This window comes from Actinoplanes sp. NPDC051861 (assembly GCF_040681145.1).
In the GTDB taxonomy this organism is placed as follows: Bacteria; Actinomycetota; Actinomycetes; order Mycobacteriales; family Micromonosporaceae; genus Actinoplanes.
Map to the genome: position 1 here is coordinate 313,842 of NZ_JBFAYE010000003.1, position 17,095 is coordinate 330,936.

The window sequence follows — 17,095 nt, forward strand, 5'->3', positions numbered from 1 at the left end:
GTCCTACTCCTCGTCCAGGATGTCCGCGATCCGGCCGGCCCGGTGCCGCCAGATCTCCTCGTAGGCGTCGAGCAGCAGCGCCACCCGGCGCAGTGCGCCCACCTCGCCGTTCACGATCTGCTCCCGTCCGCGCCGGGTCTTGCTGACCAGCTCGGCGCGCTCCAGCACCGCCACGTGCTTCTGCACGGCGGCGAAGCTCATCGGGTAGTGCCGGGCCAGCTCACTGACGGACTGCCCGGACCGGATCACCCGGATCAGGATGTCGCGCCGGGTGGCGTCCGCCAGGGCGTGGAACACGCGGTCCGTCGCCGGTCCGGAAAGCGCACCTACAACCATGTGGTTGTACGTTAGCCGTCCTAAGGTCCTCCCGCAACCGGTCCATGGGCCGTGCCGGGCGCTGCTTCCCCGGAACTACCGTCCGAATATGGGCGCTTACTTGGCAGCCGGGATCGACGGCTCCCGGACCCACCCGGCGACCGTCGACCTCGCCACCGACGAGGCGGTACGCCGTGGCGTACCCCTGCTTCTGCTGCACTGCTGGCCCGGCCGGTACCGCCGCCGTGCCCCGATGCCGGCCGAGTCCGACGCGCGCCGCCTCCTGGAGAGTGCCGCCCTGCGCGCCCGGAGCCGGGCCCCCGGCCTGCCGGTCAGCACCGAACTGCTCACCGGCGACCCCGTCGCCCTCCTCGCCGGCCGTACGGAACGGGCCGAGCTGCTCGTCATCGGCCACCGGGACGAGGGCCCCGGCCGGCCCGGCTGGGGCACCACCGCCGCACGGCTGGCCCGGGACTGCCGGTGCCCGCTGCTCGTGCGGCGCGGCGGTGCCGACCGGCGGGGGCCGGTCGTGGTCGCGGTCTCCGGGCAGGACGGCTCCGCCGAGACGGTGCGGCAGGCCTTCGACGAGGCCCGGCTCACCGGCAGCCGGCTGGTCGCGGTGCACGTCTGGGCGCCCGGGAACGAGGACCGGCGCGCGGCTCAGCGACGGCTCACCGAGACGGTTGCGGCGTGCGCCCGGCTGTGCCCGGAAGTGCCGGTCGAACCCCTCGTGGTGCCGGAGCTCGAGTTCGCGTACACATTGGATCGTGCCTCCCGGCGTGGCCGGCTCCTCGTCGCCGGAACCGGGCGCAGAGGCCGCCTCAGTCTGCTCCTGGCCCGCGCCGGACTTCCGCCGGCCCGCACCGCGCAAAGCCCGATTCTGCTGGTCCCGGCACTTGCGGCGATATCGGGGAGGTGATTTCCTTCACGATCACCAGCGGTGGCCGATAGGCGGTGCACTCAACCACTGGGAGCCCGTCATGACCATCAGCATCGGAACCGCGACACAGTCCTCGGCGCGGGACACCCACGTCGCGTGGCTGCGCCGCCGCGAGGACAGCCGGCCGACGCTGGCCGAGCTCCTCGCCGCCGACCGCAACCGTGAGACCCAGCGCCCCGCCGAGGACTGACCGGTCCGGATCAGCGCAAAGGTGATCAGCGCAGCGTGATCAGTGCCTCCGCCAGGGCGTCGGTGGCGTCCTGGACGTCGACCTCGCGGCTCTGCAGCGGCCCGCCGGTCTCGGTGAGCCGCGCCGCCTTCGCACCACCGGCGTAGAACGGGGCGAACCCGAGCTCCTGCACGATCCGGCAGGCGGCCTCCCGCGCGTCCCGCTCGTCGGTGCAGACGAACTCGGCGAGCAGCGGATCGTGCCCGCGCCGCCGGCTCAGCACCTCGGCCGGGACGTTGTTGAACGCCTTGACCCAGTGCGCCTCGGGGGCCCACTCGATGAGCCGCTCCAGGCCGCTCTTGCCGCCGGCCCGCGCGATCATCCGGTCGGTGGCGTCGGTGGGCGGCCCGGTGACGGCCGCGGCGACCATCTCGGGACTCTTGCTGCTCGCGCCGGAACTCATCCCGGCCGTCCCGGCTGTGCCGGGCATCATGTCCTCCGGGTTGGTCACGTCCATGACGACCTTGCCGTCGAGGCCGTGGACGGACGCGTCGATCGCCTCCTTCGCGGACGCCCAGTTCGGCGCGAAGATCACCATGTCGCCGAAGGCGGCCGCCTGCGGGACCGACATCACCCGCATCTGCCAGTTCATCCGGTCCACCAGCTCACGCACCCGTTCCGGGTGACGCGAGGTGACCGCCACGTCATGACCGCTTTCGGCGCACCATGCCGCGAGTGTGCCGCCGATCCGGCCTGCCCCGATCACACCGATACGCATGATCTCAGGGTGCCCGCCGTATCAGGGGTCCGCGTGGCGAATCGGGAAATGGCCGCGTCGCGATCACGGGCCTACTGTCGGGTAACAACGACGACCGTTTGGGAGACCGCATGAGAGAGATCCGCCTCGCGTCACGTCCGGCCGGCTGGCCCACCGCTGAGAACTTCGAGGTTGCCGAGACGCCGGTGCCGGTTCCGGGCGAGGGGCAGGTCCTGATCCGCAACCTGTACATGTCGGTCGATCCGTACATGCGGGGGCGGATGAACGACGCGAAGTCGTACATCCCGCCGTTCCAGATCGGGCGGCCCCTCGACGGCGGCGCGGTCGGTGAGGTCGTCGAGTCGCGTGCCGAGGGCGTGCCGGCGGGGTCGATCGTGTCGCACGGCCTCGGCTGGAGGGAGTATTCAGTTTCGGACGCCACCAAGGTGCGGGTCGTCGATCCGGCCGCAGCTCCGACACTGTCGGCGTACCTCGGGCTGCTCGGCATGACCGGCCTCACCGCGTACGTCGGGCTCCTCGACATCGCCCAGTTCCGCTCCGGTGACACCGTGTTCGTCTCCGGTGCCGCGGGCGCTGTCGGCAGCGTGGCCGGCCAGATCGCCAGGTTGCGCGGGGCCAAGCGCGTGATCGGCAGCGCGGGCTCCGCCGAGAAGATACGTCACCTGGTCGACGACCTCGGCTTCGACGCCGCGTTCAACTACCGGGACGCGCCCGTCCGCGACCAGCTGCGCGCCGCCGCACCCGACGGCATCGACGTCTATTTCGACAACGTGGGCGGCGACCACCTCGAAGCGGCCATCAGCTCACTGAACAAATTCGGTCGCGTGGCCCTGTGCGGCGCCGTCGCCCACTACAACGAAACCACGCCGCCGGCCGCGCCGCGCAACCTCTCCGCGGCCATCGGCAAGGAACTCAGCCTGCGCGGCTTCATCGTCACCAACCACAACCACCGCATGACCGATTTCGTCACCGAGGTCGGCGGCTGGCTGCGCGCGGGCCGCATCTCCGCCCGCGAGACCGTCGTCGAGGGCCTGGAGAACGCGGCCGAGGCGTTCCTCGGGCTCCTGCGGGGCGAGAACACCGGGAAGATGGTGGTCAAGCTTTAGACCGAGCGAGGGTACGGGCGATCGCGCTCTGCCTCCTCCAGACCCGCGATCGCCTGCCCCGCAGGGCCGTCCGGCGACCGCCGGCGCCCTGTGCAACTCAAGCTCAAACCTAGTGACAGTGCCCGTCGTGACCGATCGTGTCCGGGGTGGTGACGCCGGGGAGGGTCCACTGCGCCGTCGGGCGGCTCTCCGGGCCCCACGACGGGTTGCCCTCGACGTCCGTCCGCCAGTACCAGCACGGGTGACTGCCCTCGGGCCAGCCCTCCGGAGTGTCCTGCCACTGCTCGCCCCGGCCGTACGGCGTCATGTCGAGCAGGTTGAAGAAGCCGGCGGCCGGTTCGTTGCCACGGGCGGTGGTGGAGTACGTCAGGAACGCGCGGTCGCCGTCGCGCAGGTAGCAGGCGGTCGAGGCCATGCTGTCGCCGATCGGCGCCTCCAGGCCGCGCACCGAGTACCACTTCTGGGTGTATCCCATGAAGTCGACGTACGGCGCCACCTCGTCCCAGGCGCCTGCGGTGAGGATCGCGAACGACACGCCGCGGGCGTTCAGGTACGCCGCGTCCTTCATGTTCCACACCATCGCCGTGCAGCCCTCGCACTGGCCCTGGTGCGGCGCGCCGTCCGTCCACATGTGCTTGTAGACCAGGAGTTCGTCGCGGCCCTCGAACAACTCCAGGAACGGCACCGGGCCGTCCGGCCCGACGACCTTGGCGCCGGCGTCGAACTCCACCATCGGCAGCCGGCGGCGGGCCGCTGCCAGGGCGTCGCCGGCGCGGGTGTGTGCCTTCTCGCGGACCAGGAGTTCGTCGCGGGCCGCCTGCCAGGTGGCCATGTCGACGACCGGGGGACGGCCCACGGTGGCCGGATGATCCTGCGTGGTCATGGTGTCCTCACTTCTTCTTCTGTTCCTTCTTGAGCTTGCGCCAGCCGCCGGCCCGGTTGTTGGCGATGATCTGCTTGAACATCGCCTTGAGGGCCCGCTTCTTCACCTTCTCGCCCTTGCCGACGGCGACCGTGCGGGAGGTCTTGTTGCCCTGCCCGCCGGTCACGATGCCCTCGGGGTCGGGCACCAGGCCGCCGTCGTACAGGAAGACGTTGACGTGGTCCTTCGCCGCCAGCAGCGCGCAGATGTTGCCGTCGAGCACGAAGTAGGGCCGGTCGGAGAACTTGATCGTCTCCTCGACCTCCGGATCCGCGGCGTGCACCAGGTCGCGAATCTCGCGGCAGACGGCCTGCTGCCAGTCCGGCAGGCGGTCGATGTAGGCGTCGACCCGTGGTTCGGTCTTGTAGGTCATCGGTTCTCACCTCGGGGAAGCGCAATTCAGGAGTGGAGGAGCCGAAGTCGCCCGGACAAGGATCTCGGGAAACCTCGGCCGCCACCCTGGTACCCCGGCGGCGCCGGTCCTATGCTAAAACAACTTCACTTGCAAACTGCAAGTTAGATGGGCTTCGTTTCGTCGCGCGGCCGCCCTTCTTCCCCGGACTTGGGGTGGAACCGCACCTGGATGGAGACTCGACATGACAGCAGTCAGGACCACGGCCATGCCGGTGGCGGACGCCGGCGCCGAGGAGCCGGGCCATGTGATCTCGCTGCGTGGGCTGGTCAAGCGATTCGGTGACACGGTCGCCCTGGACGGCATCGACCTGGACGTCCGGGCCGGCACCGTGCTCGGGTTGCTGGGCCCGAACGGCGCCGGCAAGACCACCACCGTTCGCGTTCTCGCCACACTGATCGACCCGGACGGCGGCACCGCCACCGTCGGGGGCCACGACGTCGCCACCGACCCACATCGCGTCCGCGAGATGATCGGCATGACCGGGCAGTACGCATCGGTCGACGACATGCTCACCGGGACCCAGAACCTGGTGCTCGTCGCGAGGCTGCTCGGCGCCAGCAACGCCGAGGCACGCGAGCGGGCCGCGGAACTGCTCGAGCGGTTCCGCCTCACCGACGCCGCCGGAAAGGCCGTCAAGTCGTACTCGGGTGGTATGCGCCGCCGCCTCGACCTGGCCGTCAGCCTGGTGGGCCACCCGCGCCTGCTCTTCCTCGACGAGCCGACCACCGGCCTGGACCCGCGCAGCCGCCTGGAGCTGTGGGACCTGATCCGCGAGCAGGTCGCCGCCGGTGTCACCGTGCTGCTCACCACGCAGTACCTGGAGGAGGCCGACGCGCTGGCCGACCGGATCGTCGTCATCGATCACGGCAAGGTGATCGCCGAGGGCACCCCGGACGAGCTGAAGGCCACGGTCGGCGCGCAGCGGCTGGTCGTGCGCCCGGCCGACGCCGCGCAGGTCGACGCGGTGGCGGAGGTCCTCACCGAGGTCTCCGGCTCCGAGGCCGAGACCGTCGGCCAGGAGGTCACGGTCACCGTCACCGACTCCGCCGTGCTGCCCGAGGTGGTCGCGCGGCTCACCAAGGCGGGCATCGAGATCGAAGACCTGGCCCAGCGCCGGTCCAGCCTGGACGAGGTGTTCCTGACCCTCACCGGCAAGGCCGGCGACGACGAGACCACCGACGAGAAGGACAAGACATGACCGCCGCAACCGTCACCGCGCCGGCCGCGTCCCGGACCCGGAAGGTCGGCCTGATCCAGGGCCTCGGCCAGACCAAGACCCTCGCCTGGCGCACGATCGCCAGGATCAAGGAGAACCCGGGCGAGCTGGGCGAGCTCGCGTTCCAGCCGATCATCTTCACGCTGCTCTTCACGTACGTCTTCGGCGCCGCCATCTCCGGTGACCGCTCCGCGTATCTGCAGTTCATGATCCCCGGCATGATGGTCATGACGATGCTCTCCACCACGCTGCAGGTGGGGCAGGGCCTCAACACCGACCTGTCCAAGGGTGTCTTCGACCGCTTCCGGTCGCTGCCCATCGCGCGCTGGGCCCCGCTCGCCGGCCGCATCCTCGCCGACCAGACCAAGCAGATCTGGGGCATCGTCCTGGTCCTGCTCGTCGGCCTGATCCTGGGCTTCCGGCCGGGCAACGGGTTCCTCGGCTTCCTCGGCGCCGCCGCGCTGATGCTGGTCTTCGCGGCCGCGTTCTCGTGGGTCGCGGTGCTGATCGGCGTCACCTCGCCGGACGCCGAGCGGGTGCAGATGTTCGGCATGGTGGTCGTTCTGCCGATCAGCTTCATCAGCGGCGTCTTCGCGCCGACCGAGACCATGCCGGGCGTGTTCCGGGTGTTCGCCGACATCAACCCGGTCGGCAACCTGCTGGAGGCGAGCCGCGGCCTGGCCAACGGCGGGCCGGTGGCGGAGCCGCTGACGTGGACGCTCGCGTGGTGCGCCGCCCTCGTCATCATCTTCGCGCCACTGTCGATCCGGGCCTTGAACAAGAGAGTGTGACGGTCTTCCCCGCCACCGTCACCACCAAGCCGGTACGCCGGCCGGAACCACCGGCCGGCGTACCGGCGCACCGGCACGATCACCGCGAACGACGTGACCGACAGCGCATGTACGAAGACGCCACATGCGCCGGTCCCGCCCATGATTGGCCGTTATGAACACGGATTTGCTCAGCCGTACGGAGCCCGTCGCTCCGGTGACGACCACGACCGAGACTCCGGCCCGCCGATCCACGCCGTGGTGGTGGGTCGCCGGTCTGGCCGCCTGCGTGCTGCTGGCGGCCGTGCTGCGGTTCTGGGGCGCCGCAGCGCACAGCGGTGTCGGCAACAGCTACTACGCCGCCGCGGCACTGAGCATGTCGCGGGACTGGGGCGCCTTCTTCACCGGTGGCCTGGACACCGAGACGTTCGTGTCGATCGACAAACCCGCGCCCTGGCTGTGGCCGTCGGCCCTGCTGATCAAGGTGTTCGGCGTCAGCTGGGCGAGCATGTTCCTGCCCAGCGTGCTGGCCGGCATCGCCTCGGTGCTGCTGGTCGGGCTCGCGGTCCGGGAGGGCTTCGGCGACCGGCCCGGCGCCCGGGCGGCGGGGCTGCTTGCCGCGGCCGGTCTGGCGATCAGCCCGATGAACATCGTGGTGGACCGCAACAACGCGCCCGACGCCATCATGCTGATGTGGCTGCTGGCGGCGGCCTGGATGACCATGCGAGCGGTGCGGCGGGGCCGGATGCTCCCGCTGGCCATGGCGGGTGCTCTGGCCGGGCTGGCGTTCAACGCCAAGTACGTGCAGGCGTACATCGTGGTCCCGGCCATGGTCGCCGCCTGGCTGATCGCCGCCGGCCTGCCGTTCGTGCGCCGCCTGGCCGGGCTCGGCGCGATGGCCGTTGGCGGTCTCGTGACGTCCGTGGCCTGGCCGCTCGCGTTCGCGCTGATGCCGGCCGGGCAGCGCCCGTGGATCGCCGGCACCACCGACGGCAGCATGCTGGCCCGCCTGACCGGCATCGTCGACGTGCACGTCGCGCCGCCCACCTTCCCCGGCAACTCCCAGTTCGCACTCGTCAACGCGTTCCTGACCGGTGAGGTCTTCCACGCCGGCCCGGCCGGCAAGAGCCGGCTGCTCACCGGCGTGCTCGCCGATCAGATCTCCTGGTGGCTGCCGATGGCGGTGTTCGCCGGGCTGATCATGGCGATCACCCCGCGCCCCGACGGCCGCCGCGGTGCGGGCGGGCTGGTGCTCTGGTCCGGCTGGGCGCTCGCCTGCTGGCTGGTCTTCAGCTTCATGGGCGGCGTGCTCCACCCGTACTACACGAGCATGATGATGCCGGCGATCGCCGCGCTGGCGGCCAGCGGGCTGGTCACCTCGTGGACGCTGTGGCGCCAGGGCAGCCTGTTCGGCGCCGCCACGCTCGCCACCCAGATCGCGCTGGTCACCGGATGGTCGGCCTGGGTGCTGCTGAGCACCCGCGCGATCCATCCGGACTGGCTGGCGCCACTGGTCATCACCACCGGCGCCCTCGCCGTCGCGGTGCTGCTCGTGCTGCGGTCCCGCGCCTCGGCGGCCGTCGCCGCGCTCACCGCGGTCGCCGCGCTGGCCGCACCGGCGGTCTGGGCCGTGCGCAGCCTCGACCAGCCGCTGCTCGGCGGCAACCCACTGGCCAACCAGGAGGGCCGGTACCGTCCGGCGGTCCTGCCCGAACCGATGGCCGAGGGGTTCATGAACCAGCTGGAGCCGAAGTTCGACCCCGGCCTGGTCCCGTACCTGCAGCAGAACCGCGGCGGCACCCGCTGGATGGCCGCGACGCTCACCGCGCTCATGGCGGCGCCGCTGATCGTCGCCTCCGGCGGTGAGCCGGTGATGGCGATCGGCGGATACGACGGCCGCGATCCGCTACCCACACCGGACGAGTTCCGGGAGCACGTCCGCAACGGCGACGTGCGCTTCGTCCTGGCGCCGCCCGAGGGCAACGGCACCAACTCGTTCCTGCAGGGACCGGCCGTCGACACGATCACCTGGGCGAGGAGCGCCTGCCGGCCGGTCACCGAGCCCGGCGTGAACCACCCCGCGGGACCCGTCCTGCTCGACTGCGCACCCGCGTCATGACCACCCCACCCGCTATGTGAACCGGCAGCACGCCGGGCGACATCCGATCGAGGAGGAACAGATGGCAACGCGCCGTGAGGCTCCGGCCGCCACCGAGCGAGACATCAGGATCGCCGGGGCACGGGAGAACAATCTCAAGGACGTCAGCCTCTCCATACCGAAGGACCGGGTCACTGTCTTCGTCGGCGTCTCCGGATCGGGCAAGTCGTCCATCGTCTTCGACACCGTCGCGGTCGAGGCGCAGCGCCAGCTCAACGCGACGTTCCCGTGGTCCATCCGCAACCAGTTGCCGCGCTACGAGCGTCCCGACGTGGACGCCGTGGAGAACATCACCACGCCCGTGGTGATCGACCAGCAGCCGCTGGGCGGCAACTCGCGGTCCACGGTCGGCACGATCACCGACATCTACGCGATGATCCGGACGCTGTTCTCCCGGTACGCCGAGCCCAGCGCGGGGCGGCCGGGGGCGTACTCGTTCAACGACCCGTCCGGCATGTGCCCCGAGTGTGACGGGCTCGGGCGGATGCTGCGGCCCGACCCGGACCTCATGCTCGACCGGACCAAGTCCATCGAGGAGGGCGCGATCCAGCTGCCCGGGCACACCAACGGCAGCAACTCGTACCAGTTCTACGCCAACTACCCGGGCATCGACGCGAAGAAGAAGATCAGCGCGTACAGCGACGAGGAACTGCAGACGCTGCTGTACGGCACCGAGGGGCACACCGAGATCTTCTTCAAGAACGGGCGCACCCAGAAGCTGCGGTTCGAGGGCCTGGTCACCGGGTTCGTCCGGCGCAACCTCAAGGTCGACGAGGCCACCCGCAGCGAGAAGTCCCGCGCGGCCGCCGAGAAGTTCATCGCCGAGGGGGAGTGCACCGCGTGCGACGGCGCCCGGCTCAACGCCGCCGCCCTCGCCTCCCGGATCGGCGGGAAGAACATCGCGGAGTGGACCCGGATCGAGGTCAGCGACCTCATTCCGTTCCTGGACGGGCTGAAGGAGGAGCACGCCGCGGCGCCGCTGATCGAGACGGTGCGCACCGCGCTGGGCCGCATCGACGCGATCGGGCTGGGCTATCTCTCGCTGGACCGGCCGACCGCCACCCTGTCCGGCGGTGAGGGCCAGCGGCTGAAGCTGGTCAAGCACCTCGGCAGTGACCTGACCGGGCTCACGTACATCTTCGACGAGCCGAGCATCGGGATGCACCCGCACGACGTGGGACGGCTCAACGACCTGCTGCTCGCCCTGCGCGACAAGGGCAACACCGTCATCGTGGTCGAGCACGACCCGGACGTGGTGCAGATCGCCGACCATGTGGTGGAGATCGGCCCGCGGGCCGGTGTGCACGGTGGCGAGATCGTCTTCACCGGCACCCTGGCGGAGCTGCGGGAGGCGGACACCGCGACCGGCGCCGGCCTGCGCCTGCGCGGCAAGCTCAAGACCACGCCCCGCAAGTCGGAGGGTAAGTTCGCGGTCAAGGACGTGACCACGCACAACCTGAAGAACGTCTCGGCCGAGATCCCGGGCAAGGTGCTCACCGTGGTCACCGGCGTGGCCGGGGCGGGCAAGAGCTCGCTGATCGCCGAGGCGTTCCGCGCCGCGCACCCGCAGGCCGTCCTGGTCGACCAGTCGCCGATCCCGGCGTCGTCCCGGTCCACCCCGGCGACGTACCTGGACCTGATGGACACCATCCGCAAGCTGTTCGCCAAGGCCAACGGCGTCGACGCCGGCGTGTTCAGCTTCAACTCCAAGGGCGCCTGCGAGGAGTGCCAGGGCCGCGGTGTGCTGATCACCGAGATCGCCTTCATGGACCCGATCACGACCCGCTGCGAGGCCTGTGAGGGGCGCCGGTTCAAGGACAGTGTGCTCGCGCACGAACTGCGCGGGAAGTCGGTCGCCGACGTGCTCGAGATGAGCACCGAGGAGGCGATCGGGTTCTTCACCGAGAAGCCGATCCGCGGCAAGCTCGAGGCGCTCGCCGAGACCGGGCTCGGATACCTGAACCTCGGCCAGTCGCTCGGCACGCTCTCCGGCGGTGAGCGGCAGCGGCTCAAGCTCGCCGATCACCTCTCCGGCACGGGCGACCTGTTCATCCTCGACGAGCCGACCACCGGCCTGCACCTGGCCGACGTGGACGTGCTGCTGAACCTGCTCGACGGGCTCGTCGACCGCGGCAACACGGTGGTGGTCATCGAGCACGACCTGGCCGTCGTCGAGCACGCCGACTGGATCATCGACCTCGGCCCCGAGGGCGGCCGCAACGGTGGTGAGGTGATCTTCGCCGGGCCGCCGAAGAAGCTGCTGGTCGCCGAGAACTCACTGACCGGCGAGTACCTGCGCCGCCGGCACGCTCCCGCGTAACGGCGCCGGCGCCGGCGCCACGCCGTGAGCGGCGCGGCGGCGCCGGAACGGCGGGTCAGGGGCGGTCGGCCCGGGGTGCGGGCGCACCGGCGGTCAGCAGGACGCCGGTGCGCCTCTCGCCCTCCATCGCGGCGGGCCACTCGGCGGCCAGGACGAACAGGGTCCGGCCGTCCTCGCCGCCCAGCTCGCAGGCGAAACAGCCGCGGTCGGCGTCCACGGTCGCGAGGACCTCGCCGCCCTCACGCACCCGTACACAGCGCTGGTTCGGCACGTCCGCGTACCAGACGGCGTTCTCCGCGTCCAGGCAGATGCCGTCCGGCGCGGCGTTCTCGCCCAGGTCGGCCCAGACGCGGCGGTTCGACAGGCCGCCGTCCTCGTCGATGTCGAACGCGGTCAGCCGCGCGGCGTTCGACTCGGCGACGATCAGCGTGGATCCGTCCGGGGTGATCGTCATGCCGTTCGGGAACGCCAGGTTGTCGGCCACCTTGCGGCCCCGTCCGTCGGGCGTGAAGACGGCGAGGATGTCACCGTCGGGCTGCGGTCCCTGGATCGATCCGATGGCACCGACGTACGCGTTCCCCCGCCCGTCCACCACGATGTCGTTCCACGGGTGATCGGACACGGACCGCAGATCGGCGTGCCGGACGAGTTCACCGCCGGGCTCGCGGCGCAGCAGCTCACCGTGCTCGGAGTCGACGATCAGGAGCCGGCCGTCGGGCAGGCGGTCGATGCACAGCGGGAACGACTTCACCTGCGCGACCACCTCGGAGGTCCCGTCGGTGCCGACGGCCAGGACCTCGTTGGCGCCCCAGTCGGAGAACCACAGGCGCCCGTCGTGCCAGCGCGGCGACTCACCCAGCGCGATACCGGTCATCAGCGTCTCGGTTGCGGTCACAGTCGAAACTCCCAGCCTGGTCCGTCGGCACGGTCGCGCCGAGGTTAACAGGCTGGGAGTCCCTTTAGTCTGATTCGGGCGGGAACGTCATCCGTGCGGTCAGATCGGGCTGGGCCGGTGCTCGCCGTGCAGCATCCGCAGATACTCGTAGTGGTCCGGCATGCTCGCCGACAGCTCGGCCCGCTCCTTGTCGATCTGGCGGAACCGCTGCGCGGCGGCGGCGTCGTCGAGCAGGTCGATCCCGGGCGGCGTCTTGCGGAACGGGAAGCCCATGCCGGACAGGATCGCCCAGATGCTCTGCGTCTCGAACAGCCGCTGCTGGGTGCCGTCCGGGGTGATGACGCTCTCCGCGTACTCGGCGAGCTTGCGCTGCAGGCTGTCCGGGATCGGCGCCTCCTGGACGGCACGCCAGAACTCGGTGTCGGTCCGGTCCGTCAGGGTGTAGTGCATGACGATGAAGTCGCGGATGTCCTCGTACGCGGAGAACATCAGGTCGTTGTAACGGCTCATCCGCAGTTCGTCGAAGTCGCGGTCGGGGAAGTGCAGCAGCAGCAGCGCCAGCTCGTACTCGATCAGCGCGATCGTCGTCGACTCCAGCGGCTCGACGAAGCAGCTGGAGAGCCCGACCGACACACAGTTGCGCACCCACGACCGCTTCGTGTAGCCGACCCGCATCCTGATGTGGTTGGGCTCCGCGTCCTCGAACTCGCGGCCGCCGAGGAACCCGCGAAGTGTCTGCTCGGCCTTCTCCGGGGTGGTCGTCCGGCTGCTGTAGACGTATCCGGTCCCGTCCCGGTGGTACAGCGGGATCTCCCAGATCCACCCGTCGCCCATGGCGTTGGCCGTGGTGTACGGGCGCAGTCCCTCGTTGGCCGGGTCGTTGCGGGACGGCAGCGCCACCGCGCTGTCGCAGAGCAGGTAGTCGTTCTGGCTGATGAACGGCTCCTCCATGGCCTTGTTGATCAGCAGCCCCCGGAACCCGGTGCAGTCCAGGAACAGGTCGCCGGTCACGTCCACGCCCTGCTTCGTCGACAGGCCGGTGATGTAGCCGCGCTCGTCGAGGCGCACCGAGGAGACGTCGGCCAGCACGTGGTGCACGCCCCGGCCGACGGCCAGCTCGCGCAGATACTTGGCGATCAGCGCGGCGTCGAAGTGGTAGGCGTACCGGAACCGCACGTCCGGGCCGGCCGTCCCGGGCAGCGGCCGCGGAGCCTTGTTGAGCTCCAGGAGCCGTTGCAGGGGCATGCCCGCCTCGCCGTACGTCGCCGGCATCGACGCGTCACCGGCCAGCCGCCCGCGCAGCCAGAAGTGCGGCAGCGAGAACCCGCCGGAGTAGCGGTAGTGGAACGGGCGCTCGTGGGTCTTGAGCATCGGCTCGGGCACCGTGAAGAACGGGTGGTAGTACGAGTGCGGTGTGCCGTCCGGGGCGGGGTTGCGCCAGTTGTTGAACCGCACCCCGGACTTGTAGGCGGCGTTGCACTTGGGCATCCACTCCTCCTCCTTCATGCCGAGGAAGGCGAACGTGGTGCGCAGCGTGGGCACGGTGGCCTCACCCACCCCGATCCGGGGAATCTGCGGCGACTCCACGAGGGTGACCCGCAACCGGTCACCGAAGGCCCGGTTGAGGTATGCCGCGGAGAGCCAGCCGGCGGTTCCCCCGCCGACGATGACGACATGCTCGATGGGCTGGGGCACGACGAACCTCCGTTGCTGAGCGGGACGTTGATCGGGATCAGGCTTGGCGGGACTGGCGCAGCACCCGGGCCACCATCGAGGGGCGCATCATCGAGGCCGGCGACGCGGCGAGACCGGCGACCTTCATGTACGCGCTGGTCACCGCCGGGTCGCGCATGGCGGCCCGCTGCACCTTGGCCATGAACGCGTTGCCCACCCGGACCTTGACGGTGCGCTTGCCCTCGACCTCCGGGAAGTCCAGATCGCCGCTGGTGGAGATCTCCCACGGCACGTCGATGACGGCGGCGATGCGGCGCTGGAAGGCGAGCGGCTCGGGGGCCGTCCCGTCCGCCAGGCAGTCGCGCAGCGCACCGGCCTCCAGCGCGGAGACACTCATGCCCTGGCCGTACACCGGGTTGAAGCTGCACACCGCGTCGCCCATCACGAGCAGGCCGGCCGGCATCCGGCGCAGCAGCTCGTAGCGGCGGCGCACGCTGGCCGGGAACGTGAACGAGACCGGCTCGGTCAGCGGTTCGGCGTCCCGGACGGCCTCGTAGACGCGCGGCACCGGCAGCGACCGGACGAACTCCAGGAAGGCGCCCGGTTCGGTCGGCGGCCGGTCGCCGTTGATGCCGGTCAGCGACAGGATGCACTCGTCCTTGGCCACCTGGCCGAAGAAGCAGCCGCGCGGGAACCGCGGTGTCGCGATCAGGTTGACCGACTGCACGCCGTCGAACATCTCCGGGCGTTTGCGGTAGATCCGGGTGGTGTACGCGAGCCCGATCTTCATCCGGTCCTCGGACGGCCGGTCGTAGCCGAGTTCGGCGAGCCAGGCCGGTGTCCGCGAGCCCCGGCCGGTGGTGTCCACGACCAGATCAGCGGTCAGCTCGGACTCGCCGGACTCGTCGCGTACGCGTACGCCGGTGATCCGCTGCCGGTCCGGGCTGGTGATCGGGGCGAGGATGTCGGTGTGCTGCCGGTACCGCACGTTGGGCAGCGTGGCGACCCGGTTGCGCAGGTAGTTCTCCAGGACCGGGCGCTGCGGGGTGACCGAGAGCAGGCCGGTCTTCGCCGGGGCCAGCAGGCGCCCGTTGACGTACCAGTGCATCTCGCCCAGGTCGCCGACGGGCAGCTGCGCGGCCTGCAGGTCGTCGAGGGTGCCGGGGAACAGCTCCTCCACCATGAGCAGGCCGCGGGCGTGCAGGCCGTGGGCGTGTGCGGTGTGCGACGCGCCCTTGCGGGGCTGGTCGACGCCGAGGACGGTGTCCCGGTCGACGACCACGACCTCGGAGTAACGGGTGGCCAATACCGACGCGGCGAACGTGCCGGCGATGCTGCCGCCGAGCACGATCGCGCGTTCGCCGAGAAGAGGTTTCATCGGGCAGCCTCCAGCTTGGTGGTCTCCGCCCTGGTGCGGGGCCGCAGCACGATCCACTCCACGATCACCAGGTGCAGGACGACGGCGGTCCACATGGCCGCGGTCAGGGCCTCGTTGTAGGTGAGGTCGCCGGCACCGCCGTACTGGTCCGGCCAGATCGAGGCCATGGCGCCCCAGTGCACGCCGGTCAGCGGGCGGGCGCTGATGATGGCGGTGGTCAGCGCGACGCTGCGCAGCATCCACCGCCGGTGCAGCTGGAACCGGCGCAGGCGGGCCGACCGGTATCCCTGGTATGCGCTGATCAGCCAGAGGACGGCCAGGACGAACAGCGACATACGGTACGCGTGGCCGACGCCGGCCAGCAGCGACACCGGGATGGCGAGCAGCCCGGCCGGCACCACCCCGCCGAACAGGTAGACCAGCCCGATCCGGCGGTGCAGGCGGGGCCGCTTGGCGCGCAGCCGGGGCCAGACCTGCAGCCACGCCAGGCACATCGCGATCGCGCCGAAGACCACGTGCCACATGAGCAGCTGGTAGAAGCCGAACGGGACGCGCACCTGCAGGGACGGATCCTGGATCAGGACCCGGGCGAGCGAGGCGAGACCGAACCCCAGGCAGTAGATGGCCAGGAGTACGAGCCAGATCGGGCGCCGTCCGCGCGTACCCTCAAGATCTTTTGGTCCTGGCGCCCGGTCCGACGGCTTGTCCACAACGGTCATCGCGGCCGCCCACCGACCGCCGCACGTGCCTCGTCGCGACGGCGCAGGCGGCGCTCGCCCCAGTTCATGAGCGGGCGTTCCATCAGGTAGTAACTGATCGTCGCGAGCAGGACCGCACCGGTCAGCGTCACCAGCTGCAGCTCCCAGAAGCCCGCCTCACGGTAGAGGCCGAGGATCATCTGGCTGTCCCCGCCGAACAGGGTGTCCGGCTGCAGGTAGAAGTGCATGACCGCGAAGTGCCACAGGTACACCCCGTAGGAGATGCGGCCCAGGTAGACCATCGGCGCGTTGCCCAGCAGGCCGTCGCGGACCCGTGAGCTCGCGCCCGGCGCCACCAGCGGCGTGACGATCGCGATGCTGAAGAGCCCGAGGATGACGTAGAAGAACACCAGGCCGGAGACGGTGTAGATGTCGTCCATGCCGATCTTGGCGAACGGCCGGGCGCAGTTGACCAGCACGATGACCAGTGCGCTGAGCAGGAACAGGTTCGGCCGGGCGGCGGCCGCGCGGAACAGCTTCGGGGTGTCGGACGGCGAGGCCTGCGTCAGCGCCAGCAGGATGCCCAGCGCCATGCCGATGCCGATCTCCGGCAGCAGGCCCATGGGCCACCAGAACAGCGCCCGCGTGCCGAGGTCGTTGGCCTTGACGAAGAAGAGCCAGGCGAAGCCGGACGCGATCAGGAACGGCACCGGCAGCATCAGGCGGTACGCGCGCTGCCTCATCGTGGCGCCGCGCCCGGCCCATCGACGGGTCGCCCAGGCCAGCAGCGGGAGCAGCAGGTAGAACTGCGCCATCGCGGGCACCGTCCAGCTGACCTCCATGCCGTCCATCCACACGAAGTCGTAGATGTGCAGCAGCAGCAACGGCCGGACCACGTACCAGACGCTGTCGATCGACTCCAGGTTGAGCGCCAGCAGGACGACCACGTACATCAGGTAGTAGGCCGGCAGCAGCCGCAGGGCGCGGCGGGCGAAGTTGTGGCGGCCGGAGGGTTTCGGGCCGCCGGTGATGACGGACTTGGCGAACGGCCGGTAGACGTACAGGCCGCTCAGGGTGAAGAACACGCCGGCCGCGATCTGCAGGCCGCCGGCGAAGAAACCGCCGAGGTAGTGGCTGGGGCCCACTTCGGCGCCGGTCTCCCGGGTGCCCAGCAGGCCGGACACCATCGCCACGTGGGTGATCAGCAAGGCCAGGGCACACAGGCCGCGGACCCCGTCGACGACCGGGATGCGCTTGTGGTCCCGATCGGATCCCGCTCCGACACGACGGTCAGACTCTGTCACGCTCATTTTTCAGCGTCCTTTCTCCGCGTGCCTCTCA

The 17,095-nt window shown here is 70.4% G+C and carries 16 protein-coding genes; 7 read left to right on the top strand and 9 right to left on the bottom strand.

The features are described from left to right. Positions 1-3: 3 nt before the first annotated feature. Complete coding sequence (locus AB0M02_RS12300) at positions 4-336, bottom strand: helix-turn-helix domain-containing protein (protein ID WP_364225076.1); 333 nt, start codon at positions 334-336, stop codon at positions 4-6. Positions 337-424: 88 nt separating this feature from the next. On the opposite strand from AB0M02_RS12300, the gene AB0M02_RS12305 reads away from it, so the two are divergent. Together AB0M02_RS12305 and AB0M02_RS12310 are read left to right on the top strand one after the other, a co-directional pair. After that, complete coding sequence (locus AB0M02_RS12305; protein WP_364225078.1) at positions 425-1,234, top strand: universal stress protein; 810 nt, start codon at positions 425-427, stop codon at positions 1,232-1,234. A 61-nt stretch (positions 1,235-1,295) separates the two neighbouring features. After that, entirely contained in the window at positions 1,296-1,445 is a 150-nt protein-coding gene (locus tag AB0M02_RS12310; protein ID WP_364225080.1) for a hypothetical protein, read from the top strand. A gap of 25 nt (positions 1,446-1,470) precedes the next feature. Here AB0M02_RS12310 and AB0M02_RS12315 read toward each other — a convergent pair whose 3' ends face one another. Beyond that, entirely contained in the window at positions 1,471-2,202 is a 732-nt protein-coding gene (locus tag AB0M02_RS12315; protein WP_364225082.1) for an NAD(P)-binding domain-containing protein, read from the bottom strand. Between the two features lie 110 nt (positions 2,203-2,312). Here AB0M02_RS12315 and AB0M02_RS12320 point away from each other — a divergent pair, with 110 nt between their 5' ends. Continuing rightward, positions 2,313-3,308, top strand: a complete 996-nt coding sequence (locus AB0M02_RS12320; RefSeq protein ID WP_364225084.1) for an NADP-dependent oxidoreductase — start codon at positions 2,313-2,315, stop codon at positions 3,306-3,308. A gap of 109 nt (positions 3,309-3,417) precedes the next feature. Here the strand turns inward: AB0M02_RS12320 and AB0M02_RS12325 are convergent, their stop codons facing one another. Both AB0M02_RS12325 and AB0M02_RS12330 read right to left on the bottom strand, forming a co-directional pair. Beyond that, positions 3,418-4,191: a DUF899 family protein gene (locus AB0M02_RS12325; protein WP_364225086.1), complete on the bottom strand. Its 774-nt coding sequence runs from the start codon at positions 4,189-4,191 to the stop codon at positions 3,418-3,420. 7 nt (positions 4,192-4,198) lie between these two features. Beyond that, entirely contained in the window at positions 4,199-4,603 is a 405-nt protein-coding gene (locus AB0M02_RS12330) for a DUF1801 domain-containing protein (RefSeq protein WP_364225088.1), read from the bottom strand. A gap of 247 nt (positions 4,604-4,850) precedes the next feature. On the opposite strand from AB0M02_RS12330, the gene AB0M02_RS12335 reads away from it, so the two are divergent. From AB0M02_RS12335 to AB0M02_RS12350, 4 genes are all read left to right on the top strand, one after another. Further along, entirely contained in the window at positions 4,851-5,843 is a 993-nt protein-coding gene (locus AB0M02_RS12335) for an ATP-binding cassette domain-containing protein (protein WP_364226059.1), read from the top strand. After that, a complete protein-coding gene (locus AB0M02_RS12340; protein WP_364225090.1) occupies positions 5,840-6,652 on the top strand; it encodes an ABC transporter permease in 813 nt (270 codons plus the stop codon). Before AB0M02_RS12335 ends, AB0M02_RS12340 begins: the two co-directional genes overlap by 4 nt. Positions 6,653-6,806: 154 nt before the next feature. After that, entirely contained in the window at positions 6,807-8,750 is a 1,944-nt protein-coding gene (locus AB0M02_RS12345) for a glycosyltransferase family 39 protein (protein WP_364225092.1), read from the top strand. A 61-nt stretch (positions 8,751-8,811) separates the two neighbouring features. Then, entirely contained in the window at positions 8,812-11,109 is a 2,298-nt protein-coding gene (locus AB0M02_RS12350) for an excinuclease ABC subunit UvrA (protein ID WP_364225094.1), read from the top strand. A 55-nt stretch (positions 11,110-11,164) separates the two neighbouring features. Here the strand turns inward: AB0M02_RS12350 and AB0M02_RS12355 are convergent, their stop codons facing one another. The 5 genes from AB0M02_RS12355 to AB0M02_RS12375 all read right to left on the bottom strand — a co-directional run bounded on the left by AB0M02_RS12355 (position 11,165) and on the right by AB0M02_RS12375 (position 17,064). Beyond that, positions 11,165-12,004 carry an SMP-30/gluconolactonase/LRE family protein gene (locus tag AB0M02_RS12355; protein WP_364225096.1) on the bottom strand — a complete coding sequence of 280 codons (840 nt, stop codon included), beginning with the start codon at positions 12,002-12,004 and terminating at the stop codon, positions 11,165-11,167. A gap of 99 nt (positions 12,005-12,103) precedes the next feature. Beyond that, a complete protein-coding gene (locus AB0M02_RS12360; protein ID WP_364225098.1) occupies positions 12,104-13,699 on the bottom strand; it encodes a tryptophan halogenase family protein in 1,596 nt (531 codons plus the stop codon). 37 nt (positions 13,700-13,736) lie between these two features. Then, a complete protein-coding gene (locus tag AB0M02_RS12365) occupies positions 13,737-15,056 on the bottom strand; it encodes an FAD-dependent monooxygenase (protein ID WP_364225100.1) in 1,320 nt (439 codons plus the stop codon). Then, on the bottom strand, positions 15,053-15,775 hold the full coding sequence (locus AB0M02_RS12370; RefSeq protein WP_364225102.1) for a DUF2306 domain-containing protein: 723 nt from the start codon (positions 15,773-15,775) through the stop codon (positions 15,053-15,055). The genes AB0M02_RS12365 and AB0M02_RS12370 overlap by 4 nt, the downstream gene beginning before the upstream one ends. Further along, positions 15,772-17,064 carry an acyltransferase gene (locus AB0M02_RS12375; protein ID WP_364225104.1) on the bottom strand — a complete coding sequence of 431 codons (1,293 nt, stop codon included), beginning with the start codon at positions 17,062-17,064 and terminating at the stop codon, positions 15,772-15,774. The genes AB0M02_RS12370 and AB0M02_RS12375 overlap by 4 nt, the downstream gene beginning before the upstream one ends. Positions 17,065-17,095: the final 31 nt, after the last annotated feature.